Genomic DNA, 23,915 nt, shown 5'->3' on the forward strand with positions numbered 1-23,915 from the left:
CGGCTAAGGTGCTCTCCTGGCGACGGGCCGTGCGCCGTCGGCGTTCGCCGGCGACCCGCCGATTTCGCCCCACGCTTCGAGGAGATCCCGACATGCCCACCTCCGTGCTCGGCTATGCCGCCCATTCGACGACCGCCCCGCTGGCGCCCTGGCGCTTCGATCGGCGCGATCCGCGTCCCGACGACGTGGTGATCGACATCCTCTATTGCGGCGTCTGCCATTCCGATCTGCACAACGTCCGCAACGATTGGGGCAATGCGAGCTTCCCGATGGTTCCCGGCCACGAGATCATCGGCACGGTCACCGCGGTCGGCGGCGCCGTCACCCGGTTCCGGGTCGGCGATCGGGTCGGCGTCGGCTGCCTCGTCGACAGCTGTTTCGCCTGCGAACCCTGCGAAGCCGGCGAGGAGCAGTACTGCTCGCACTTCGTCCTGACCTACAACGACACCGACCGGCGCGACGGTCTGCCGACCTACGGCGGCTATTCGGACAAGATCGTGGTCACCGAGCGCTTCGTGCTGAAGGTGCCCGAGACCCTCGATCCGGCCGCCGCCGCGCCGCTGCTATGCGCCGGCATCACCACCTGGTCGCCGCTCAAGCACTGGAAGGTCGGCCCCGGCTCGAAGGTGGCGGTGGTCGGGCTCGGCGGCCTCGGCCACATGGGGCTGAAGCTCGCCAAGGCGCTCGGCGCCGAGGTCACGCTGTTCTCGCGCTCGCCCGGCAAGGAGGCCGATGCGCGCCGGCTCGGGGCCGACGCGATCGTCATCTCGACCGATGCGGCGCAGATGGCGGCGGCGGCGGAACGGTTCGATCTGATCATCGACACCGTCCCTTATGTCCACGACGTCAATCCGTACGTCCCGACGCTGAAGGTCGACGGCACCCTGGTGCTGGTCGGTTATCTCGGGCCGTTGGAGCCGACCCTGAACACGGCGCAGCTGGTGGTGCGGCGCAAGTCGGTGGCCGGTTCGCTGATCGGCGGCATCCGCGAGACCCAGGAGATGCTCGACTTCTGCGGCGCCCACGGCATCACCTCGGACGTCGAGGTGATCGCCATCAAGGACATCGATGCGGCCTACGAGCGGCTGTTGAAGAGCGACGTGAAGTATCGTTTCGTCATCGACATGGCGACGCTGACGGCGTGAGCCGGTTCCCGCGGCCGGCGTTGGCGCCGGCCGCTCCCCGACCCCGAGGAGGCTCGATATGGACATCACGCGCGCAGGTACCGCGGCTTCGCGACCGGGACCGTCGGATTGGTTCACCGGGGCGGTGCGGCTCGATCCGCTGTTCGCCCCGCCGGCGCCGGCGCGGGTGGTCGGCGCCGCCGTCACCTTCGAACCCGGGGCACGGACCGCCTGGCACACCCATCCGCTCGGCCAGACGCTGATCGTCACCGCCGGTTGCGGGCGCGTCCAGACCTGGGGCGGGCCGATCCAGGAGATCCGCCCGGGCGACGTGGTGTGGATCCCGCCGGGCGAGAAACACTGGCACGGCGCGACGCCGACCACGGCGATGACCCATCTGGCGATCCAGGAAGCCCTCGACGGCGAGACCGTCGTGTGGCTGGAGAAAGTCTCCGACGCGCAGTATGGGGGGTGATCGAATCGCGGCGACGGCGGCGCCCGTTCAGAGCGGGGCCGCCGTCGCCGCCGCTTCGGGGCCGAAGCCTTCGCCGTCGTCGCGCAGCCAGACCCAGAGCGCCGGGATCACCAGCAGGGTCAGGGCGGTCGACGAGGCGAGGCCGAACACCAGCGAGATCGCCAATCCTTGAAAGATCGGGTCGGTCAGGATGAAGGCGGCGCCGATGATCGCCGAGGCGGCGGTGAGGACGATCGGCTTGAAGCGGATGATGCCGGCTTCGAGCACGGCGCGGCGGACGGTGTCGCCGGCGGCGCGGCGATGGCGGATGAAGTCGACCAGCAGGATCGAGTTGCGCACGATGATTCCGGCGAGCGCGATGAAGCCGATCATCGAGGTCGCGGTGAAGGCGGCGCCGAGCGCCCAATGGCCGAGCACGATGCCGATCAGGGTCAGCGGCACCGGCGTCAGGATCACCAGCGGCAGTTTGAACGAGCCGAATTGGGCGACCACCAGCAGATAGATGCCGAGGATCGCCACGCCGAAGGCGCCGCCCATGTCGCGGAAGGTGACCCAGGTGACTTCCCATTCGCCGTCCCACAGCAGCGTCGGCTTGGACTCGTCCTTCGGCTGGCCGTGCAGGGCGATCGTCGGGGCGCCGGTCGGCCCCCAGTCGATGGTCTTCATCGCCGCTTCGACCGCCAGCATGCCGTAGAGCGGCGCCTCGAAGCGGCCGGCGAGTTCGGCGGTGACCATCTCGGCGAAACGGCCGTTGTGACGGAAGATCGGCAGCGACGACGGCTCGCGCGTCACGGTGACGACGTCGCCGAGTTCGACGTTGGCGCCCTGGCGGACGGTGCCGCCGGCCGGCAGCGGCGTCGACAGGATGCGCTCGCCCGGCGTGCGGGCGGAGCGCGGCAGGGCGACCGAGATGTCGATCGGCTTGCGCTCGCCGACGCGCTGGGACCAGCCGACCTGGACGCCGCCGATCAGCGCGGCGATGGTGTCGTAGACCGCCTGTTCCGCGACGCCGTGGAACTCCAGCGCTTCCTGATCGATGGCGTAGCGCAGCCGTTCGCTCGCCACGCCCCAGCTGTCGTCGACGTCGACGACGAAATCGACCTGGTCGAAGGCCGCCCGGACCTTGGCGGCGAGGGCCCGCCGGGTGGCGGCATCGGGCCCGTAGATCTCGGCGAGCAGCGTCGCCATCACCGGCGGTCCCGGCGGCACTTCGACCACCTTGATCGCGGTGTGCGCCGGAACCGGCAGGCCCTTCAGGCGCGTACGGACGTCGAGGGCGATGGCGTGGCTGGCACGAGCGCGCTCGGCCTTGGGCTTCAGATTGATCTGCAGATCGCCCTGCTGCGGCTCGGCGCGCAGATAAGCGTGGCGGACCAGACCGTTGAAGTCGAACGGCGCGGCGGTGCCGGCGTAGGACTGGATCGAGGTCAGCTCGGGCAGGGTCCGCAGCCGCTCGGCAGCCGCCTTGAGCACCCGGTCGGTGGCTTCGAGGCTCGCGCCGCGCGGCAGATCGACCACCACCTGGACTTCCGACTTGTTGTCGAAGGGCAGGAGCTTGACCCGCACGTCCTTGGTCGCGAACAGCACGCAGACCGCCAGCGTCGCCACGGTCACGCCGGCGAGGAACAATTTCGAGCGCAGTCGCCCGGTCAAGAGCGGCCGGGCGATCCGGGCATAGGCGCGGCCCATCGTGCCGGACTCGTGGGTCTCGTGACCGGCGGCCGCGGCCTTCTCGAAGTGCCGCCGGGCGATCTTCAGGAGCAGCCAGGGGGTGATGGTCACCGCGACGAAGAACGAGAACAGCATCGCCATCGACGCGTTGGCCGGGATCGGGCTCATATAGGGCCCCATCATGCCGGAGACGAACATCATCGGCAGCAGCGCCACGACGATGGTCAGGGTCGCGACGATGGTCGGGTTGCCGACTTCCGCCACCGCCTCGACCGCGGTCTCGGTGAGGCCGCGGGTCCCGCGCAGCTGCCAATGGCGGACGATGTTCTCGACCACCACGATGGCGTCGTCGACCAGGATGCCGATCGAAAAGATCAGGGCGAACAGGCTGACCCGGTTGATGGTGTAGCCGAGCATCCACGAGGCGAAGAGGGTCAAGAGGATGGTCGTCGGGATGATCACCAGGACGACGAGGCCCTCGCGCCAGCCGATCGCCAGGGTGATCAGCACGACGATCGACACCGTGGCGAGGCCGAGGTGGAACAGCAGTTCGTCGGCCTTTTCGAGGGCGGTCGCGCCGTAGTTGCGGGTGATGGTCACCGCGACGTCCGGCGGGATCAGCCGGTCCTTCACCACTTCCAATCGCTTCAGGAGGTCGTCGGCGACGACCACGGCGTTGGCGCCCTTGCGCTTGGCGAAAGCCAGCGACACCGCGGGCCGAGTCTCGAAGCGGCCGGCCGAATCGAGGGTCAGCATGAACGCCCGGTGTTCCGGCTCGGCGCTGCCGACCACCACCTCGGCGACGTCCTTGACGTAGACCGGACGGCCGTCGCGCGCGGTCAGCAGCAACAGGCCGATGTCCGGCACGCCCGACAGCGTCTGCCCGGCGACGATCGGCACCGCCTTGCCTCCGGCGCGGAAGGTGCCGACCTCCATCGAGCGATCGGCGTGGGCGAGTTTGTCGACCAGTTGGCCCAGCGTGATGCCCTGGAGCGACAGCCGCTCGGGATCGGGCTCGACGCGGATCTGGCTCGGCGACCCGCCGACGATCGAACTGGTGCCGACGTCGTCGACCTTGGTCAGTTCGTGACGCAGTTCCTCGGCGATCCGGAACAGGCCGTTGTCGGAAATGGTGTCGGCCTTGCCGGGCTTCGCCGCCAGGGTCATCACGACGGTGGCCACGTCGTCGATGCCGTGGCCGGCGATCAACGGTTCCGGGATGCCCTTGGGCAGGCCGGCGATCTCGGCGCGGATCTTCTCGTGGACCCGCAGCACCGCGACGTCCTGGTCGGTGCCGACGAAGAAGCGGGCGGTGACCACCACCTTGTCGTCGTAAGTCGTCGAATAGACGTGCTCGACCCCGTCGATCGCCTTGATCAGGTCTTCGAGCGGGCGGGTGATCAGTTCGACGGCGCCTTCGGCCTTGTAGCCGTTGGCGGCGACGACGATGTCGACCATCGGCACGCTGATCTGCGGCTCCTCCTCGCGCGGCAGCGCCAGGAGTGCCAGTCCGCCGACCATCAGCGCGGCGATCAGCAGCAGCGGCGTCAGCGGCGAAGCGATGAACAGCCGGGTCAGGGCCCCCGAGAGACCGAGCTTCATGGCGCCACCACCACGTCGCCGTCGGAAAGCCCCGACAGGATCTCGAGCCCTTCGGCGCGGAGCTCGCCGGTCTGGACGACGATCTCGGCGCCGCTCTTCAGCCGCAGGAGGTCGATGCCGGCGCGGCTGATCAGCGCCGCCGGCGGCACGAACAGCGCGCTGCGCTCGCCGGTGCGGACATAGACGCGGGTGCGCTCGCCGACGAAATAATCGCCGAGCCCGGCGACCTCGACGTCGGCGATCACCCGACCGCCGCGGATCTCGGGATAGACGGTGCGGACCCGGCCCCGGGTGGCGACCGTCGTCCCGCCGCGGGGGGCGATGTCGACGCCGTCGCCGGCCCGCAGGATCGCCGCATGGCGCTCCGGCAGGGCGAGCCGCAGAATGTATTGATCTTCCGCCAGCGTCGCGATGGTCTCGCCGGGCATCGTCACCGCCCCTTCGGTCACCGCCACGGTGAGCACGCGGCCGGAGGTCGGCGCGGCGACGGTGCCCTCGACCGCCTGCTGGGTGAGGACGTCGCGATCGGCCTTCAGCGCGGTCAACGTACGTTCGGCGACGTCGAGATTGGTGCGGGCCTGATCGACCGCGGCGGTCGCCACCGCGCCGGTCTTCTGCAATTCCGATCCGCGGGTCAGATTGATCCGGGCCTGATCGCGCTGCGCCTGGGCCGACAGGATGCGGGCGTCGAGGGCTGAGATCTGCAGGGCGATCTTCTGATCGGCGACCACCGCGACGGCGGCGCCGGCTTCGACCCGGTCGCCCTCCTTGACGTCGAGGCGGATCACCGTGCCGCCGATCCGCGCCCGCGCCAGAACCTGGTGGACCGGCTCGACGGTGGCGATCACCACCTTGCGGTCGTCGATCCGCTGCGCATGCACGACGAATTCACCGGCCACGGCCGGCGTCGTCGCGATCAGCAGGGCGAGAATCGGAAACAGGCTGCGCATGGGTCCTCGTGCGGTCGCGATCGGGCCGGCCACCCGGCGAGGGGTCGCCGCTCCGGCTCGAGTTGATCTTTATATTCGAATGTTCTAATTTATCAAGGACGGATCCGAGCGATCTCGCGCGCCACGCCGGCGGCCGATCGCCTCGGGATCCCGGCGCATTCTGCGAGGCCGAGGGTCCGGTCTCGTCGTCGGACACGAGCCGGTCGGCGCCGCGCCGCGGCGCCGCGCCGCGGCGCCGCGCCTCCGCCCGACGCAACCGAGGAGTTCGAAACATGTCGATCGATCGTGTGGTGATGGCCTTTGCCGGCGCGATGGTGCTCGTCGGGCTGGCGCTGGCCTGGATCGTGTCGATCTATTGGCTGTTGCTGCCCGCCTTCGTCGGGGCGAACCTGTTGCAGGCGGCGTTCACCGGCTTCTGCCCGCTGGCGATGATCCTGAAGAGACTCGGCGTCCGCCCCGGCTGCGCCTTCGAGTGAGCGGGGCGGCGCCCGGTCGCCCTCACCAGGATCGGAGCGCCCGCAGGATCGGGGTCTTCTTCCAGACGTTGGCGTCCATCCGGGCGATCAGGCGGTCGAGCAGATCGACCGCGGTGGCGACCTGTGGGCCCTTGTTGAGCATCACGCATTCGGCGCGCGCCGCCATCGCCGCGTCGGTCATTTCGCCGCGCGACGGCACCCCGGTCTCGATCAGGTCGGCGAGCACCTGGGTCGCCCAGATCGCCGGCACCGCCGCCGCCTCGCAGATCCACAGGAGCTCCTCCTGCATCTCGGCCAGCCGTTCGAAACCGATCTCGGCGGCGAGATCGCCGCGGGCGATCATGATCCCGAACGGCCGCCGGCCGTGGGCCCGGGCGATCAGGGCCGGCAGATTGCCGATCGCCTCGGGGCGCTCGATCTTGGCGACCAGGCCGAGCGTCGCCCCGGTCGCGCCCTTGCGCGCCAGCGCCGCCTCCAGGAGATCGATGTCGTCGGCGCTCGAGACGAAGGAATAGCCGACGATGTCGGCGCATTCGATCACCGCGTCGAGATCGGCTTCGTCGCGGGCGGTGAGCGGCGACAGGCCGAGCGCCGTGTCGGGCAGGTTCAGGCCCTTCTCGGCCTTGAGCTTGAGGCCGCCGCCGACGATGCGGCGGATTCGGAGGATCGCCGCGCCGTCGGCCAGCGCCTCGACCACCGCCTCCATCCGGCCGTCGTCGTAGAGGACGCGGTCGCCGATCGCCAGCGCCGCGACCACCTGGGGCAGGGAGGCGACGGCGACGAAGGGCCGGACCTTGCTCGCCTCCGCCTCGCCCGTCGCGAGCAGCACGATGTGGTCGTCGATCGCCATGCGCCGGTGCTTGTCGTGGGAGGCGACCGTCGCGGTGCGGATCTTCGGGCCGCCGATGTCCATCAGGATCCGCACGTCGTGGCCGGTCGCCACCGCCGCGGCGCGGGCGTTGGCGGCCATCGCGCGCCAGGCCTCGGCGTCGTCGTGGGCGCAGTTGATCCGCGCCACGTCCATGCCGCGCGCCACCAGATCGCGCACGAAGGCGGGATCTTCGGCGGTCTCCCCCGGCAGGGTCACCATGATGCGGCCGCGCCGGTGCGCCCGCGGCCGTCCGAACAGCGCGTCGGTGGCCGCGCCCAGGCGGGCCTCGCCCGCGAAGAACGCCGCCTCGCTCGGCGCCGGCGTGGGGCTGCCGGGGCCGGATTCGCCGCTGAGGGCGTGGATCACCGCATCGAGGGTCGGCAGCACCCGGCTCTCCATCCGCCCCAGCGACGACAATCCGGAGACCATCAGCCGCCGCTGCAGATCGCGCAGGTCGCGGTGGCGGATGGCGAGGTAGTGGGCGAGATTGGCGATCGGCGGCGGCGGCGCTGGGTCGGCGACGCCGAAGTCGGCGAGGATCGCCTCGGCGCGCCGACACACGTGGTCGCGTAGGGCCAGCAGGTCGCCGCACAAGCTGGCGCGGTCGTCCGCCGGCGCGGACACCGTCTCGGATTCGGTCGGGGCGGACGGGGGGTGACGGGTCATGGCGGGCTCCTCGTGGGGCGGCGGCGGGCCTGCGGTCCCTCGGACGTCGGCCGTCGCGACCGACGCCGGGCGACCGGGCGGCCTCAGCCGATCCGCCCGGTGATGTAGTCGTGGGTGCGCCGGTCGTGCGGCGCGGTGAAGATGCGATCGACCCGATCGAATTCGACCACCTCGCCGAGATACATGAAGGCGCAGTAGTCGGAGATCCGTGCGGCCTGCTGCATGTTGTGGGTGACGATGACGATGGTGTAGTCGGCCTTCAGCCGGTCGATCAGCTCCTCGATCTTCTGGGTCGAGATCGGATCGAGGGCCGAACAGGGCTCGTCGAACAGGATCACCTCCGGCTCGACCGCCAGCGAGCGGGCGATGCACAGGCGCTGCTGCTGGCCGCCCGACAGGTAGGCGCCGCTGTGGGCCAGCCGGTCCTTGACCTCGTCCCACAGATCGGCGCGGCGCAGGGCGTCCTCGACCCGGCCGTCGAGGACCGAGCGCGGCAACGTCTCGCGCAGGCGCAGGCCATAGGCGACGTTCTCGTGGATCGACATGGGAAAGGGCGTGGGTTGCTGGGCGATCATCCCGACCCTCGACCGCAGACGGCAGAGGTTCACGGACGCACCGAGGATGTCGACGCCGTCGAGCAGCACTTCGCCGGCGGTCCGCTGGCTCGGATAGAGAGCGTAGATCCGGTTGAGCACGCGCAACAGGGTCGACTTGCCGCAGCCCGAGGGGCCGATGATCGCCGTCACCCGGCGATCGTAGAAGGACATCGAGACGTCCTTCAGGGCGTGGAGCGCGCCGTACCAGAAGTCGAGGTGGCGGGCGGCGACCTTCACCACCGGGGCGGTCGCGGCCAATCCCTGTCGCGACACCGCCGGGTCGACCGGGCTGTTCATGTCGTCTTCCGATCCCGTGGACGCTGGAGCCACGACGTCGGTCGGCGGCCGGGCGGGCCGTCGACGGGAGGATCTCGCGGCCGACGGCCGAACCGCGCCAATCTAGCCGATCGCCGGCCGGTCGCTGAGCTTCGGAATCTACTCAGCGGCGCCCCGAAGGTTCCCGCGCGCCTCTCCCGCCGGAGCGGGTGGCGACGGCGGGTGCGGCGAAGCGTGGCGGGGGCTTCTTCGCGACCGTCGGCGCCCCATATGAGGGGACGTGCTCCGACGGGCGCGCTCCGGCGATCGGCCCGGGGGCGCCCCTCGGCGACGGCGCCTCCCGCGCCGGTCGACCGCACCCCGCCATTGGAGAGACCCCATGTCCACGACAGACGCCGCGACCGCAAAGCCGGTCTGGTTCATCACCGGCTGCTCGACCGGCTTCGGCCGCCACCTCGCCGAACAGCTGCTCGCCGACGGCTACCGGGTGGTGGTGACCGCCCGCAAGCCCGCCGACATCGCCGACCTCGCCGCCAAGGGCGATGCCCTGGTGCTCGCCCTCGACGTCACCGACTCCGGCCAGATCGCCGCCGCCGTCGCCGCCGCCGAAGCCAAGTACGGGCGGATCGACGTGCTGGTGAACAACGCCGGCATCGGCTATTTCGCCGCGGTCGAGGAATCCGAGGACGCGGCGACCCGCCGGATGTTCGACATCAACGTGTTCGGCCTCGCCGCCATGACCACCGCGGTGCTGCCGGGGATGCGGGCGCGGCGCTCGGGCTTCGTCGTCAACTTCTCGTCGATCGGCGGCTTGCGCGCCTTCCCGGCGCTCGGCTGGTACAACGCTTCGAAGTTCGCGGTCGAAGGCCTGTCGGAAGCGCTGTGGCAGGAGACCGAACCGCTCGGCATCAAGGTGATGTTGGTCGAACCGAGCGGCTTCCGCACCGATTGGGCCGGCCGCTCGGCCGACGAGAGCGCGGTGACCATCGAGGACTACACCGCGACCGCCGGGGCACGTCGCCGGGCGCTGCGGACCGGGTCGGGCAATCAGCCGGGCGATCCGGTGCGGGCGGCCAAGGCGATCGTCGCCGCGGTCGAATCGAAGGCGCCGCCGCATCGGCTGCTGCTCGGCAACTGGGCCTATGACCAGGCGCTGGCGAAGCTCGACGAGTTGCGCGGCGAATTCACCGCCTGGGAAGGCACGGCGCGCGGCGCCGACTTCCCGAAGTGACGTCGCCGGTGGGCGGGGCGCTGCGTCCCGTCCGCCGATTGGTCCGCGGATCTGTCGCTCACGGCGTCGGCGTGTCGGCGGCGAGCAGGCCGGTCTCCTTCAGCCGCGCCCACAGGGCCGGCGGAATGTCGGCCTCGAACCAGTCGAGGTTCTGGCGCAGGTACTTCGGCCGGCTGAGGCCGATCACCACGGTCTTCACCGCCGGGTGGCCATAGGGGAACTGCACCGCCGCGGCCGGCATCGCCACGTCGAATTCGGCGCAGACCGCGGCGATGCGGCGGGCGCGTTCGATGATCTCGGGCGGCGCCTCGCCGTAGTCGTAGTTGCCGCCCTGGGTCGGCGGCTTGACCAGGATGCCCGAATTGAACACCCCGGCGACCACCACGTCGACGCCGCGGGCCTCGGCGAGCGGCAGGAAGTCGGCGAGCGCGCCCTGTTCGAGCAGGGTGTAGCGGCCGGCCAGCATCAGGATGTCGAGGTCGGTGGCGCGCACCAGATCGGCGGCGACGTCGGATTCGTTGATGCCGGCGCCGTAGGCCTGGATGTCGCCGGAGCGGCGCAATTCGTCGAGCGCCCGGAAGGCGCCGCCGAGCGCGGTGGCCCAGTGGCGATCGAAGTCGGCGCCGAGATTGCGCCGGTCGAGGTCGTGGACATAGACGATGTCGATCGAGGCGACGCCGAGCCGGTTCAACGACTGTTCGAGCGCCCGCATGGTGCCGTCGTAGGAATAGTCGAGCACCGGCTTCAGCGGCAGCGGCGCCACCCATTGCCCGGTGTCGACCACCTCGCCCTTCTTCGGCGCCACCAGATAGCGGCCGACCTTGGTCGACAGCAGAAAGTCTTCGCGCGGCCGGCCGCGCAGGAAGCGGCCGAGGCGGTGTTCGCTGAGGCCGTGGCCGTAGAGCGGCGACGTGTCGAAGTAGCGGAAGCCGGCGCCCCAGGCGTCTTCCAGGATGGTCTGGGCGACGTCGTCGGGAATGTTCCAGGTCAGCGTGCCGAGGCCGGAGGCGCCGAAGCCGATCGGTGCGGTCATCGGATGGCCCGAGAGGACGGCGGGCGGAGTGGTATGCGAGAGGGTCATGCCGACGGCTCCGTGAGGTTCAGGCGATAGACGTCGACGGCGGTGCCGCCGAGGACCCGCGCCCGGTCGGCCGGCGCGAGCGAATCGAGGCAGACGCCCAGCGCGTCGAACCAGCGGCGATAGCCGCCGGCGACCCGGCACACCGGCCAGTCCGAGCCGTAGAGGCAGCGCTCGGGGCCGAACAGGCGCAGCGCTTCGGCGACGTAGGGGGCGAGATCGGCGGGGCTCCAGGTCTCCCAGTCGGCTTCGGTGACGAGGCCGGAGAGCTTGCAGGCGACGTGGTCGCGATGGTCGGCGAAGGGCGCCATCAGCGCCGCCCAGGCGGCGAAGCCGCCGCCGCGCACGTCGGGCTTGGCGAAATGATCGATCACGAAGCGTAGATCGGGCAGCGCCGCGACGGCGGCCAGTGCCGCCGGCAGTTCGCGCGGGCGCAGCAGCAGGTCGTAGACGAGGCCGTGGCCGGCGACCGCGGCGAGACCGCGGCGGACGTCGGGGCGGCCGAGCCAGTCGGGATCGGGCTCGTCGTGGACCTGGTGGCGAATGCCGACCAGACGGTCGCCGCCGGGGCAGGCCTTCAGATCGGCGATCACCGTGGCGACGTCCGGGGCGGTGAGATCGACCCAGCCGACCACGCCGGCGACGAAGTCGACGGTCTCGGTCAGCGCCAGGAAGCGTCGGGTTTCGGCGACGCTGCCCCAGGTCTGGACCAGGACGGTGGCGGTGATGCCGGCGGCGGCCAGTTCCGGCCGGAGATCCTCGGGTCCGAAGACCCGGCGGATCGGCGCATAGGGGCCGCTGAGCCAGCCGTAGTCGCCGTCTTCCGGGTCCCAGAAATGGTGGTGAGCGTCGACGATCGGTGTGGCCATGGGGGATCCGTCAGGCTCGAGGGCGGGCGGCGGAGCGGGCGACCGCCGCGCGGAAGCGGGCGTGGACCGCGTCGGGGACGAGATCGCCGGGGCGATGGTCGGTGACCGCGAAGGAACCGCGCACCACGGCGCGGGCCTCCTCGAGCGAGCCGATCGCCCCGAGCGCCATCATCTGCAGACAGGCATTGCCGAGCGCCGAGGTCTCGACCGGGCCGGCGGAGACCGGAAGCCGGCAGGCATCGGCGCAGAGCTGGTTCAAGAGCGTGTTCTGGCTGCCGCCGCCGATGATCCGGATGCGGGTGAGGGGCGCACCGCGCAGGACCTCGAGCTCGTCCTTGACCCGGGCATAGTCGAGGGCGAGGCTGTCGAAGACACAGCGCGCCAGGGGGCCGAGCCCGTCGGGCAGCGGTTCGCCGGCCTCGGCGCAGAGCTGCCGCAAGGTGGCGACCATCGAGCGCGGATTGAGCAGGCGCGGGTCGTCGGGATCGATCACCGAGGTCCAGGCCGGCGCGGCGCGGGCCGCGGCGACCAGATCGGCGAAGGCCGGGCCGCCCATCTCCTTGCGCACGCCCTGGATCAGCCACAGGCCCATCAGGTTCTTCAGCACCCGCCGACGGCCGCAGACGCCGCCCTCGTTGCCGAAGTTGAAGCGGCGGGCATCGGGTCCGGTGAAGGGCGCGGGGCTCTCGATGCCCATCAGCGACCAGGTGCCGGAAGAGAGAAAAGCCTCGTCGGGCCCGCCGAGCGGGGCGGCGGCGACCGCCGAGGCGGTGTCGTGACCGCCCGGAGCGACCACCTTGATGCGGCGACCGGAGGGCAGGACGTGCTCGCCGATCACCGTGCCGGCGGCGACCGGGGTCTTCATCAGGCCGGGCGCGGCGCCGACCAGGGCGAGCAGCGCGGGATCCCAGTCGCCGGTCTCCAGATTGAGCATCTGCGAGGTGGTGGCGATGGTGAATTCGTTGGTGATCGCCCCGGACAGGCAATAGTGCAGCCAGTCGGGCATCATCAGCAGGTGGCGGGCGCGGGCCAGCCGGTCGGGGTGCTGCGCCGCGACGGCGGCGAGCTGATAGAGGGTGTTGTAGGGCTGGAAGTGGATGCCGGTGCGCCGCCAGATCTCGTCGGGGGCGATGCGGGCGAAGACCGCGTCCATCATGCCGTCGGTGCGCTTGTCGCGATAGGCGACCGCCGGGCCGATGCGGCGGCCCTCGCCGTCGAGCAGCACGAAGTCGACGCCCCAGGTGTCGCAGCCGACCGAGTCGAGCGGCGCCAGGGCCTCGGCGGCGGCGATGCCGCGGCGCACCTCGGCCTCGATCGTCGCGACGTCCCAGCATTGTTCGCCGGTTTCGGGGTCGATCAGGCCCGGGGTTTCGAAGCGATGGGCCTCGGTCAGCGCGAGGTGACCGTCGGCGAGTTCGGCGAGGATGACGCGTCCGCTGCCGGCGCCGAGATCGACGGCGGCGACGCGGGTGATGGGAAGCTCGCGGCTCATGGGGACGTCTCCGCCGGAAGCGGGCGTGCGGTCAGGCGACCGGGATCACGCCCTTCTTCAGGATGATGTTGCCGTATTTCGCGGTCTCGCCGGTCAGCACGACGGCGAAGGCCGAGCGGGTCCGGTCGTAGAAGTCGAAGCGCGGCAGGAAGCGGGTGGCCGGAGCGCCGGGCTCGTGGCGCTCGATGGCGGCGCGATAGCTCGCCACCACCGCGGCGTCGAGCGCGTCGCCTTCGACCGGCGCCATCATGACGATCGGATCGGCGACATAGGGGTCGAGCACCCACAGGGGCAGGATCGCGTCGATCAGCGGCGCGATCCGGATCCCGTCGGCGCGCAGGACGCGGGCGTTGAAGCTCTCGGCCGGGAAATGGGCGTCGGCAAGCACCAGTTCGTCGCCGTGGCCCATGCGCGACAGGAGCGCCAGCAGGTCGGGTGACAGGAGGGGGGAGATTCCGCGCAACATGACGATGACCTTTCCGGATGCGACCCTGCGCCGGAGGGAGGGCGGCGCAGGGTCGGCCGAGACCGAGAATGACCGATCAGAGGGCTTCGCGGAACAGCGCCAGCACCTGGTCGTCGTTCATCGGCACCGGATTGCCGGGGGCGCAGGGATCCTTCTGGGCCTTGGCGACGAAGGTCGGGAGATCCGCCTCGGTGACGCCGAGTTCGGCGAAGCCCTTGGGGATTCCGACCTTCGCCGAGAGGTCGCGGATCGCCGCGATCGCCGCGAGCGAGGCGGCTTCCTCGGTCATGCCGGCGGTGTCGACGCCCATCGCCTGGGCGATGCGGGCGAAGCGCGCGACGGCGTGAGGTCGATTGAAGGCCTCGACGATCGGCATCAGGATGGCGTTGCACACGCCGTGCGGCAGGTTCTTCACCGCGCCGGGCTGATGGGCCATCGCATGGACCATGCCGAGACCGGCGGAGTTGAAGGCGAGGCCGGCGATGAACTGGCCATAGGCCATCATCTCGCGGGCTTCGAGATCGGCGCCGTTCGCCACCGCGCGGGGCAGATAGGTCGCGATCAGGCGGATCGCCTCCAGCGCCGAGAAGTCGGTGAGCACGTGGTGGCCGAGCGACACATAGGCCTCGACGGCGTGGGTCAGGGCGTCCATGCCGGTCGCGGCGGTTGTCGCGGCGGGGATTCCGAGCATCATCGAGGCGTCGTTGACCGACACGTCGGGAATGATGTTGGCGTCGATGATCACCATCTTCACCTGATTGGCGGTGTCGGTGATCACGGCGTTGGAGGTGACTTCCGCCGCGGTGCCGGCGGTGGTGTTGACCGCCACCAGGAAGGCGCCGACCTTGGCGACCTTGCCGACGCCGTTGTAGAGGGTGATCGGGCCGGGATTGGCGGAGAGGATGCGTACCGCCTTGGCGGTGTCGATCGGGCTGCCGCCACCGACCGCGACGATCGCGTCACAGCGGTTGGCGACGAAGGCGGCGTGGGCCGCCGCGACGATCGCGGTGGTCGGATTGGGCTCGACGCCGTCGAACACCACCGGCGAGAGACCGGTCGCGACCAGACCGGCGACCAGCGGCTCGACCAGACCGACCTTCACCAACACGCGGTCGGTGACGATCAACGGCCGGGTGAAGCCGCGGGCGGCGAGTTCGGCGGGGACGTCGGCGAGCGCACCGGCGCCGCTGAGATTGATCTTCGGGAAGCAGAGGCGAAAGGTCATGGACGGGTTCCTGTGAGCGAACGCCGGGGCGCGAGCGGGCGCCGGCCGGGGCCGACCGGCACCGATCCCCGCGGGGATCGATGCCGGCGGGCGTCGGAGATCAGTAGAGGACGTTCTTGGCTTCCGGCTTGTCGAGGTTGTCCTTGGTGACGAACACGACACCGGTGTCGATGGTCTTGGCGACCTTCTCGCCGCCGACGATCTTCACGATGGTCTGGACGCCGAGGTAACCCATCTGGAACGATCCCTGGACGGCGATGCCCTGGAGCGTGCCGTTGCGGACGAAGTCCTGGAGGTCCTGGTTGCCGTCGAAGCCGATGGCGGTGATCTGACCGGCCTTGCCCGACTGGGCGATGGCGCGGCCCATGCCGGCGGCGGTCGGCTCGTTCGCGCCGAACATGCCCTTGAGGTCCGGGTTGGCGGCGAGCGTGTCGATCGTCTGGTTCAGAGCGGTCGCCATCTGCGACTGCGAGTAGAACGGTCCGACGATCTCGATCTTCGAGTTGGCCTTGATGTACTTGGTGAAGCCACCGACGCGACCGATCTCGGAGCCGACACCGGCGACGTAGGACATCACGGCGACCTTGCCGGTGGTGCCCATCTTCTTGATCAGGGCTTCGGCGCAGAGCTGGCCGGCCTTCTCGTTGTCGGTCGACAGGAACGCCTGATAGTACTTCTCACCGGCGGCGGAGATCGAGCTGTCGATCAGCACGACGGGGATGGCATTCTCGTAGGCCTTCTTGATCGCCGGAACCAGCGCGTCCGGATCGGACGGGGCGAGGACGATGCCCGCGACCTTCCGGTTGATGGCGTTTTCGACCATGTTCACTTCGTCGGCCACGTTGGCTTCGGCCGCCGGACCCTGGAAGGTCATGGTGTACTTGGACTGCTCCTTGATGGCGGCGTCGGCGCCCTTGTTGACGTTCTGCCAGAAGTTCGAGTTCGAGGTCTTGACGATGACCGCGATCTCCTTGCTCTGGGCGAGAGCCGCCGAGGCGGTGAAGGTCATCAGGGTGGCCGCGACGGCGCCGAGTACGATTTTCTTCATTGAACGTTCCTCCGGTTGTTCGGGACGACTGCTTGAAGTGGCAGCTCTGCCGACGGCACGAGCGTGCCTGTGGAGACGGACGGGGGGAGCCCCCCGCGCCGTCAACGCCGATTGCGCATCTGGTCGATCCACACCGTGCCGATGATCACGAGCCCGATGATGATCATCTGGATGAAGCTCGAGACACCGTTCATGTTCAGACCGTTGCGCAGGATGCCGATGATGAAGGCGCCGATCACCGTGCCGGAGATCGTGCCGACGCCGCCGACGAGCGAGGTGCCGCCGATGACGGCACTGGCGATGGCGTCGAGTTCGTAGGCGACGCCTTCGTTGGGTTGCGCCGTGACCAGGCGCGACATCAGCACGCAGCCGCACAGACCGGCGAGCAGGCCGGACAGCACGTAGGCGCCGATCTTGGTGCGATTGACGTCGACGCCGGAGAGGCGCGCGGCCTCTTCGTTGGAGCCGATCGCGTAGAGGTGACGGCCGAAGGTGGTCTTGGCCAGAACCACGGCGCAGGCGATCGCCAGCACGGCCATGACGATGACGGCGTAGGAGACGCCCGGGAAAACCACCTTCGGGAAGCCGTTGGCGCCTTCCTCGACGATGCGCAGGAACGAGCCGTTGCCGAGCACGCCGAAGTCTTCGCCGAGACCGGAGATCGCGCGGGCGCCGGTGACCTGCAGGGCGAGACCGCGGGCGACCATCATCATGCCGAGAGTGGCGATGAACGGCGGCAGCTTCATGCGGGTGATGATGATGCCGTTGACCCAGCCGCAGGCGCCGCCGACCAGGACGCCGGCGCACATCGCCAGCGAGACGGGCACGCCGGCCTTGGCGGCGATGCCGGCGACGACACCGGCGAGGGCCAGCACCGAGCCGACCGACAGGTCGATGCCGCCGGTGATGATCACGAAGGTCGCACCGAGGCCGAGGTAGGCGATCGACGTGGTCTGCAGGGCGATCGTCACGCCGTTGCTCATCGACATGAAGGCATTGCTGGTCATCGAGAAGACGACGACCAGGATCAGAAGTCCGGCGAGAGCCGCGAACTTCTGAATCAGATCCTTCCTGTCGATGTTCGATTTACGGGCCGGAGCTCCGGTTTCGGTGATGGCCATGGGACGTCTCCAGAATTTCTTGCTCTGTTTCAACGGAACATGTGCTTGACGCCGGAGGCGTACTGCATGATCTCTTCTTGGCTGGTTTTGCGGGTTTCGAGAATTCCCGTGACCTCGCCTTCGTGGAAGACCACGACGCGGTCGGTCATGCCGAGGATCTCGGGGAGTTCGGAGGTGATCAGGATCACCCCGATGCCGTCATGGGCGAGCTTGTCGAGGAGCTGATAGATCGCGAACTTGGCGCCGACGTCGATGCCGCGGGTCGGTTCGTCGAAGAACAGGACGCGGCTGTCGCGGAACAGCCACTTGCCGATGACCACCTTCTGCTGATTGCCGCCCGAGAGGTTCTTGGCGATCTGGGTGATGGTCGGCGTCTTGATGTTCAGGAGGTCGACGAACTTCTTCGCCGCCGAGCGCTCCTTGGGCGGATCGATGAAGCCGAAACGGTCGGACACCGCCGCCATGTTGGCCATGGTGATGTTGTCCTTGACCGACATCTTCACCGCGAGGCCGTTGAGCTTGCGATCCTCGGAGAGATAGGCGATCCCGGCCTCGATCGCGTCGATCGGCGAGGCGATCGACAGTTCGCGGCCGGCCAGGGTGACGGTGCCGGCGGTCTTGGGATCGGCGCCGAACACGGCGCGCGCCACTTCGGTGCGCCCGGCGCCCATCAGGCCGGCGAAGCCGAGGATCTCGCCGCGGCGCAGATCGAAGGACACGTCGCGGAACTTGCCGGTGCGCGAAAGCCCGGCGACCCGGAAGATCACCTCGTCGGTCGGCGCCGAGGAGCGTTCGGGGAACTTTTCCTCGAGGCTGCGGCCGACCATCGCCGAGACGATGTCGTCGACGGTGATGTCGGCGAGGTTGCGGGTCGAGACGTAGCGGCCGTCGCGCATCACCGTGACGCGGTCGACGATGCGGCGCAACTCGTCCAGGCGATGGGAGATGTAGACGATGCCGACGCCGTGGGCCTTGAGCTCGTGGATGATCTCGAACAGGCGGTCGATCTCGGATTCGGTCAGCGACGAGGTCGGCTCGTCCATGATCAGCACTTCGGCGTCGAGCGACAGCGCCTTGGCGATCTCGACCATCTGCTGGCGGGCGACAGTGAGGGTGAGCACCAGTTCGTTGGCGCGGATGCCGACCTTGAGTCGATCGAGATAGACCTGGGCGTCGGCCTCCATCTTCTTCTTGTCGACGAACCAGCCCTTCTTGGGCTCGCGGCCGAGATAGATGTTCTCGGCGACGGTGAGATGCGGCACCAGGTTGAGTTCCTGGTGGATCATGGTGATGCCGACCGCCTGGGCGTCCTGGATCGAGGCGAAGTGCCGAGCTTCGCCCTTGTAGACGACCTCGCCGTCGTCGGTCTGGTAGAGACCGGTGACGATCTTGACCAGCGTCGACTTGCCGGCGCCGTTCTCGCCGCACAGCGCGTGAACTTCACCGCGCCTGAGATCGAGGTGGACGCCGTCCAGGGCGAGCACGCCGGGGAAGCGTTTGGTGATGCCGGTGGCGCGCAGGACCTCTTCGCCGACGGCTCCCGGCAGGGAGGCCGTCGCGGCCGGGGTGGTTGGCATTGACATGGGGATGTCGCTCTTGCGTGAAACGGGCGGTCGGTGCGCGGCGCGATCCGCGCGGCGGATACGGTCCCGGGGCGACGTCGCCGCCCCGGAACGGCAGGGGGTCAGCCGTAGAGCGGGCCGAAATTGCCGCAGGCGCGGTAGTCGGCGCCTTCGGCGTCCATGCCGAACAGGCTCCAGGCGCTCGGCCGGAACAGCGTCTCGGGCGCCACGTTGTGCATGGCGACCGGGATGCGCAGCATCGCGGCCAGCGTGATCAGGTCGGCGCCGATGTGGCCGTAGGAGATCGCGCCGTGGTTGGCGCCCCAGGCCGCCATCACCCCGTAGACCGAGGCGAAGGGGCCGGCGCCGGTCAGACGCGGCGCGAACCAGGTGGTCGGCCAAGTCGGGTTGGTGCGCCGGTCGAGGGTGTCGTGGACGGCGTCGGGCAGGGTCACCGTCTCGCCCTCGGCGATCTGCAGCACCGGGCCGAGGCCGTCGACGAGATTGAGCCGGACCATGGTCACCGGCATGCCGCCGCGGGTGGTGAAGTCGGTGGAGAAACCGCCGCCGCGGAAGTAGCCGTGGTCGGCCTGGCAGAAGCGGGTCGCCTCGAGGCATCGCTTCTGGTCCTCTTCGGTGACTTCCCAGAACGGCTTGATGCCGGGGCGGTTGTCGACGGTCATCTCGCCCGATCCGTCGAGGCAGGTCGAGCCGGAGTTGATCAGGTGGATCAGGCCGTTCTTGGCGGCGCCTTCGGGCTTCCAGCCGCCCACCCGCTCGATCGCGTCGGCGCTCCAGTAGGAGCGCACGTCGGAGAAGATCTGGGCGCGGCCGGTGAGCAGGTTGCCGAACAGCATGCCGACGCCGTTGAGGCAGTCGTTCTCGGTGGCCATGACCAGCGGCCGGCGGGCGCCGTTCCAGTCGAAGGACGAGTTCAGGATGGTCTCCATGAAGTCGCCATTGGGCATGAAGTCGGTCCAGTGGCGCTGGCCCTGGAAGCCGGCGGCGATGGCGTGGTGCCCGGCGGCCTCCTCGCCGTAGCCGAGGGCGGCGAGGCGCGGATTGCCGATCATCAGATCGCGGGCGATCAGCGTCATCTTCACGCAGGTCTCCCACTCGGCGCGCTTGGTCGCGGCGTCGGAGCGCTTGTCGGGGGCGTTGGGATCGAGGCCCTCGACGCAGTTGGCTTCGACCCAGGCCAGCGCGATCGCATATTCCTCGGGGTCGTAGATGCTCAGCGTCAGGCGGCGCTGGAACTCGCTCATGTCGACGCTCTCGCAGCGCATCCCGAGGTATTTCTCGAAGAAGGCGGAATCGACGATCGAGCCGGCGATGCCCATCGACACCGAGCCCATGGCGAGATAGGCGCGACCGCGCAAGGTGGCGACGGCGAGGCCGGCGCGCGCGAAGCGCAGGATCTTGGCCTCGACGTCGGCGGGGATCGAGGAATCGTCGCGGTCCTGGACCTCGGAGCCGTAGATGCCGAAGGCCGGAATGCCCTTCTGATTGTGGGCGGCGAGCACCGCGGCGAGATAGACCGCGCCGGGGCGTTCGGTGCCGTTGAAGCCCCACACCGCCTTCGGGATGGTCGGATCCATGTCCATGGTCTCGGAGCCGTAGCACCAGCACGGCGTGACGGTCAGCGACACGCCGACATTCTCGCGGCGGAACTTGTCGGCGCAGGCCGCGGCCTCGGCGACGCCGCCGATGGTGGTGTCGGCGATGACGCATTCGACCGGGCGGCCGTCGGGGTGGCGCAGGCGCGACGAGATCAGCGCGGCGACCGCCTCGGCCATGCCCATGGTCTGGACTTCGAGGCTCTCGCGGACGCCGTCGCGGCGCCCGTCGATGGTCGGACGAATGCCGATCTTCGGCAGTTCTCCCGGGATGTGGTCGGTCATGGCGAGTTCCTCGGTACGTCGTTGTCGTTGATCGAAACGCGGCTCAGGCGCGACGGGCGCCGCCGTGGACCGGCGGTTCGATGCGGTCGGTGATCGACGGGTCGATCTCGCCGGCCTGTTTGCCGTAGGTCTTGAAGCGGGAGAGGACGACGTCCATCTGCGGCTCGGTCAGCAGCGTGCCGCCGCCGAGCATCCGGGTGCCGATGTAGAGACGGGCGAGGTTCTCGATTTCCTGGAGCACGCCGAAGGCGGCGTTCTGGGTCTTGCCGACGGTGATGACGCCGTGATTGCCGAGCAGGCAGGCGGAGCGCGGGCCCAGCGCCTCGAGGGCGGCGACCGACAGTTCATGGGTGCCGAAGGTGGCGTAGTCGGAGCACTTGACCACCGAGCCGCCGGAGACGCCGATCATGTAGTGGATCGGCGGGATGTCGAGGCGGCAGCAGGCGAGGATCGAGCAGTGGGTGGCGTGGCTGTGCAGCACCACGTTCACGTCCGACCGGGCCTGCAGGATGTCGTAGTGGAAGCGCCATTCCGACGAGGGCAGATAGTCGCCGTAATAGCGACCTTCGAGGTCCATCTCGACGATCTGCTCGGGGCGCATGCGATCGTAGGGGATGCCGGAGGGGGTAATCAGCAGGCCGCCGTCGATGCGGACGCTGAGGTTGCCGGCCGCGCCGATGTTGAGGTCGGCGGCGTTCATCCGGAGGCAGGTGGCGATCATCTCTTCGCGGATCGTCTGATTCGGCATTGCGAAGTCCTCGTCGTTGGCCGCTGCGACGTCGGCGCATCTGAACCCGTCCGGGGATGGCCCCGCGGACGGAGGGTGGGTCGGGTCGCACGCGTCCGCCGGCACCCGTCGCGAGACGAGTCTATCCCTTCCCCGGAGCGGGGCGAGACGGTCGGCGATGGGTGGGTACGAATGTCGAGGTGCGGGGCGACCGTCGGATCGCCGCGGACCCCGGCCGGTCAGCTGTCGGGTCGCGGAACGTCGCCGCGGGTGGTGTCGGTCATCCCTCGCCGGTTTCGGTCGGTTTTCGGATCGGTGGCGCCATAGGCCTCCACCCCGTCGGTCCCGTGGGTCGGTGCCACCAGGACGGTGACCCCGGCATCCACGAGCATCTGGTGCGCCTTGTCGGAAATGCCGTCGTCGGTGACGAAGATGTCGACCTCGTGCAGCGGGCAGACCACCAGACTGCGGCTTTCCAGGAACTTCGAACTGTCGGCCAACACCACCAGACGCTCGGCCTGTTTCATCCGGGCGCGCACGCCGCGCAGCGGCAGCGGGTCGTCCTCCATGATGCCGGCCGGGGTGACGGCATGGCAGCCGATGAAGAAGGTGGAGGCGGCGATGTGATAGATCGGATCTTCGTCGAAGGGGCTCAGCACGATGCCCTGCTGGGGCAGCACTTCGCCGCCGGTCATGAACACCCGGTTGTCGGTGGCGCGCGTCAGATGACTGGTCACCGGCAGGGAGTCGGTCAGAACCGTCAGTCCCGAGGTGGGCAGATATTCGGCGAAGCGCGCGCAGGTGCTGCCGCCGAAGATGATCAGCGTGTCGGGCACGGTGACGAGAGCGAGGGCGCGACGGGCGATCGCGTCCTTGGCGTCCATGTTGCGCATCTGCTCCTGGCGGAAGAAGTAGGACGGCAACGGCTTGACCGCGGAGGACTGCACCGGCGCGACGCCGCCGCGGATCCGGCGCACCAGACCGGCGTCGACGAGGTGGTCGACGTCGCGGCGCAGCGTGGCGCTGGAGGCGTCGACGATCGCCAGCAGGCTCTCCCAGGAGACCGCATCGCGCCCTTCGACGCTCTTCAAAATGAGGTTGCAGCGCTCTTCCTTCAACATGCCGCGGATCCTAGACACGCGGTCGAAACCGGTCAATCGGGACCACCCGCAAAATTTTCAGAACGCGTCAGCGAAATTTTCAAAACTTGTCATCAAGCGCCTGTAAGCGCCCGTTCATCACGGAAATGGCCCTGAGCCGTGAAACGATCTGCGACAAAATAGCGCAAATTGAGTCGTGTTGATTGGTTCTGAAAGATTCTCGGCGCCTGCGGGAGGGCTCGCCGCGGCCTCTGTGCCCCGCATCCGGGCGCGCGACGCGACCTTCGGCGACCGCCGTCACGATGCGAGCGGTCGTCGGCGATGGTCTCGGCGCGGCGGCTCCCGTGATATGGTCGACCTCCGCCGCGGCTGCCGAGCCCGGCGACGCCCCGCCGACCCATTCTCCTGGACGTCCCGATGATGAAGATCGATCCCCGCCGCCTGCTCGACGTTCTGGCCGTGGCCCGCCACGGGTCCTTCAGCGGTGCCGCCGAAGCGACCGGCGTGTCGCAACCGGCGCTGTCGCAGAGCATCGCCCTGCTCGAACGCGAACTCGGGGTGCGGGTGATGGAGCGCGGCCGCCACGGGGCGCGGCTCAATCAGGCCGGCGACGCCCTGGTGTTCCACGCCCGGGCGCTGGAGAACCTGATCGAGCGGGCCGAGGAGGAGATGCGGCTGCGGGCGCGCGGCGTCCTCGGGCCGTTGGCGATCGGCGTCACCCCGATCACCACCGTCGGTCTGGTGCCGCAGGCCCTCGACCTGCTGCTCGGCGAGACCCCCGACGTGGCGGTGAAGGTCACCGAAGGGCTCGACGACGAGATTCTGGCGATGCTCAAGACGCGGGAACTGGATCTCCTGGTCAGCCGGCTCGGGCAGGGCTCCCTGGAGGGCGAGGTCGAGAGCGAGCGGCTGTTCTTCGCCGACTGGTCGCTGGTGGTGCGGCCGGATCATCCCCTGGCGGAGCGGGAAATGATTTCGCTGCGCGAGCTCCGCGACCTCCACTGGGTGTTGCCGGCCGGCGGCAGCGCCTTCCGCAAGCAGATGGAACTGGTGTTCGAGGGGGCGGGGATCGACTGGCCGATCGGCGGGATCAGCACCAACTCGATCCTGGCGATCAAGGCGATCGTGATGAGCACCGACTGCGCGACGATCATCTCGCAGCGCCTGGTGGCGGTGGAGATCGCCGCCGGCCGCCTCAAGGCGATCGCACTGGGCGACGTCGGTCCGTTGAAGCCGGTCGGCCTGATGTGGCGACGCGGCGAGAAGCTCTCGCCGCTCGCCGAGCGTTTCGCCAATCTGATGCGCCGGCTGGCGCGCGACGATCCCGATCCGGCGTTCTGAAGGTCGGGGCGACGCGCGCTCTGCGACCTCACCGGAAATCGGGAAGA

20 protein-coding genes are annotated in these 23,915 nt (G+C 69.3%); 5 read left to right on the plus strand and 15 right to left on the minus strand.

Annotation, left to right across the window (positions count from 1 at the left end; genetic code table 11):
• Positions 1 to 92 precede the first annotated feature (92 nt).
• Both EYW49_RS02665 and EYW49_RS02670 read left to right on the plus strand, forming a co-directional pair.
• Positions 93 to 1,145, plus strand: a complete 1,053-nt coding sequence (locus EYW49_RS02665; RefSeq protein ID WP_131305746.1) for an NAD(P)-dependent alcohol dehydrogenase — start codon at positions 93 to 95, stop codon at positions 1,143 to 1,145.
• Positions 1,146 to 1,203: 58 nt separating this feature from the next.
• The gene (locus tag EYW49_RS02670; RefSeq protein ID WP_131305749.1) at positions 1,204 to 1,599 is read left to right on the plus strand and encodes a (R)-mandelonitrile lyase; all 396 of its coding nucleotides are present in this window, start codon (positions 1,204 to 1,206) and stop codon (positions 1,597 to 1,599) included.
• A 27-nt stretch (positions 1,600 to 1,626) separates the two neighbouring features.
• Here EYW49_RS02670 and EYW49_RS02675 read toward each other — a convergent pair whose 3' ends face one another.
• Both EYW49_RS02675 and EYW49_RS02680 read right to left on the minus strand, forming a co-directional pair.
• The gene (locus EYW49_RS02675; RefSeq protein WP_131305751.1) at positions 1,627 to 4,872 is read right to left on the minus strand and encodes an efflux RND transporter permease subunit; all 3,246 of its coding nucleotides are present in this window, start codon (positions 4,870 to 4,872) and stop codon (positions 1,627 to 1,629) included.
• The gene (locus tag EYW49_RS02680) at positions 4,869 to 5,822 is read right to left on the minus strand and encodes an efflux RND transporter periplasmic adaptor subunit (protein WP_131305754.1); all 954 of its coding nucleotides are present in this window, start codon (positions 5,820 to 5,822) and stop codon (positions 4,869 to 4,871) included. The genes EYW49_RS02675 and EYW49_RS02680 overlap by 4 nt, the downstream gene beginning before the upstream one ends.
• 272 nt (positions 5,823 to 6,094) lie before the next feature.
• On the opposite strand from EYW49_RS02680, the gene EYW49_RS02685 reads away from it, so the two are divergent.
• Positions 6,095 to 6,298: a YgaP family membrane protein gene (locus EYW49_RS02685; protein ID WP_131305756.1), complete on the plus strand. Its 204-nt coding sequence runs from the start codon at positions 6,095 to 6,097 to the stop codon at positions 6,296 to 6,298.
• A 22-nt stretch (positions 6,299 to 6,320) separates the two neighbouring features.
• Here the strand turns inward: EYW49_RS02685 and EYW49_RS02690 are convergent, their stop codons facing one another.
• The gene (locus tag EYW49_RS02690) at positions 6,321 to 7,835 is read right to left on the minus strand and encodes a pyruvate kinase (protein ID WP_131305759.1); all 1,515 of its coding nucleotides are present in this window, start codon (positions 7,833 to 7,835) and stop codon (positions 6,321 to 6,323) included.
• Between the two features lie 83 nt (positions 7,836 to 7,918).
• Entirely contained in the window at positions 7,919 to 8,728 is an 810-nt protein-coding gene (pstB, locus tag EYW49_RS02695; protein ID WP_131305763.1) for a phosphate ABC transporter ATP-binding protein PstB, read from the minus strand.
• 358 nt (positions 8,729 to 9,086) lie between these two features.
• Between pstB and EYW49_RS02700 the strand changes: the two genes are divergently transcribed.
• Positions 9,087 to 9,938 carry an oxidoreductase gene (locus tag EYW49_RS02700; RefSeq protein WP_131305766.1) on the plus strand — a complete coding sequence of 284 codons (852 nt, stop codon included), beginning with the start codon at positions 9,087 to 9,089 and terminating at the stop codon, positions 9,936 to 9,938.
• A 58-nt stretch (positions 9,939 to 9,996) separates the two neighbouring features.
• On the opposite strand, the gene EYW49_RS02705 is transcribed toward EYW49_RS02700, so the two are convergent.
• The 11 genes from EYW49_RS02705 to EYW49_RS02755 all read right to left on the minus strand — a co-directional run bounded on the left by EYW49_RS02705 (position 9,997) and on the right by EYW49_RS02755 (position 22,548).
• Positions 9,997 to 11,019, minus strand: a complete 1,023-nt coding sequence (locus tag EYW49_RS02705; RefSeq protein WP_131305769.1) for an aldo/keto reductase — start codon at positions 11,017 to 11,019, stop codon at positions 9,997 to 9,999.
• On the minus strand, positions 11,016 to 11,885 hold the full coding sequence (locus EYW49_RS02710; RefSeq protein WP_131305773.1) for an amidohydrolase family protein: 870 nt from the start codon (positions 11,883 to 11,885) through the stop codon (positions 11,016 to 11,018). The genes EYW49_RS02705 and EYW49_RS02710 overlap by 4 nt, the downstream gene beginning before the upstream one ends.
• 10 nt (positions 11,886 to 11,895) lie before the next feature.
• The gene (gene rhaB, locus EYW49_RS02715; RefSeq protein ID WP_131305776.1) at positions 11,896 to 13,377 is read right to left on the minus strand and encodes a rhamnulokinase; all 1,482 of its coding nucleotides are present in this window, start codon (positions 13,375 to 13,377) and stop codon (positions 11,896 to 11,898) included.
• A 31-nt stretch (positions 13,378 to 13,408) separates the two neighbouring features.
• Entirely contained in the window at positions 13,409 to 13,843 is a 435-nt protein-coding gene (fucU, locus tag EYW49_RS02720; protein ID WP_131305779.1) for an L-fucose mutarotase, read from the minus strand.
• 76 nt (positions 13,844 to 13,919) lie between these two features.
• Complete coding sequence (locus EYW49_RS02725) at positions 13,920 to 15,068, minus strand: iron-containing alcohol dehydrogenase (RefSeq protein WP_131305782.1); 1,149 nt, start codon at positions 15,066 to 15,068, stop codon at positions 13,920 to 13,922.
• Positions 15,069 to 15,168: 100 nt separating this feature from the next.
• Positions 15,169 to 16,116 (minus strand): ABC transporter substrate-binding protein, encoded by a 948-nt coding sequence (locus EYW49_RS02730; RefSeq protein WP_131305785.1) that lies wholly within the window; start codon positions 16,114 to 16,116, stop codon positions 15,169 to 15,171.
• 101 nt (positions 16,117 to 16,217) lie between these two features.
• Positions 16,218 to 17,237 carry an ABC transporter permease gene (locus EYW49_RS02735; protein WP_131305788.1) on the minus strand — a complete coding sequence of 340 codons (1,020 nt, stop codon included), beginning with the start codon at positions 17,235 to 17,237 and terminating at the stop codon, positions 16,218 to 16,220.
• A 29-nt stretch (positions 17,238 to 17,266) separates the two neighbouring features.
• A complete protein-coding gene (locus tag EYW49_RS02740; RefSeq protein WP_131305791.1) occupies positions 17,267 to 18,820 on the minus strand; it encodes a sugar ABC transporter ATP-binding protein in 1,554 nt (517 codons plus the stop codon).
• A gap of 101 nt (positions 18,821 to 18,921) precedes the next feature.
• Positions 18,922 to 20,700, minus strand: a complete 1,779-nt coding sequence (locus EYW49_RS02745) for an L-fucose isomerase (RefSeq protein WP_131305794.1) — start codon at positions 20,698 to 20,700, stop codon at positions 18,922 to 18,924.
• A gap of 43 nt (positions 20,701 to 20,743) precedes the next feature.
• On the minus strand, positions 20,744 to 21,448 hold the full coding sequence (locus EYW49_RS02750; protein WP_131305796.1) for a class II aldolase/adducin family protein: 705 nt from the start codon (positions 21,446 to 21,448) through the stop codon (positions 20,744 to 20,746).
• A 218-nt stretch (positions 21,449 to 21,666) separates the two neighbouring features.
• On the minus strand, positions 21,667 to 22,548 hold the full coding sequence (locus EYW49_RS02755) for a DeoR/GlpR family DNA-binding transcription regulator (RefSeq protein ID WP_131305799.1): 882 nt from the start codon (positions 22,546 to 22,548) through the stop codon (positions 21,667 to 21,669).
• 399 nt (positions 22,549 to 22,947) lie between these two features.
• Here EYW49_RS02755 and EYW49_RS02760 point away from each other — a divergent pair, with 399 nt between their 5' ends.
• Positions 22,948 to 23,868 carry a LysR family transcriptional regulator gene (locus tag EYW49_RS02760; RefSeq protein ID WP_165498103.1) on the plus strand — a complete coding sequence of 307 codons (921 nt, stop codon included), beginning with the start codon at positions 22,948 to 22,950 and terminating at the stop codon, positions 23,866 to 23,868.
• Positions 23,869 to 23,915: the final 47 nt, after the last annotated feature.

The sequence above is a fragment of the Siculibacillus lacustris genome, assembly GCF_004328075.1.
GTDB classification, from domain to species: Bacteria; Pseudomonadota; Alphaproteobacteria; order Rhizobiales; family Ancalomicrobiaceae; genus Siculibacillus; species Siculibacillus lacustris.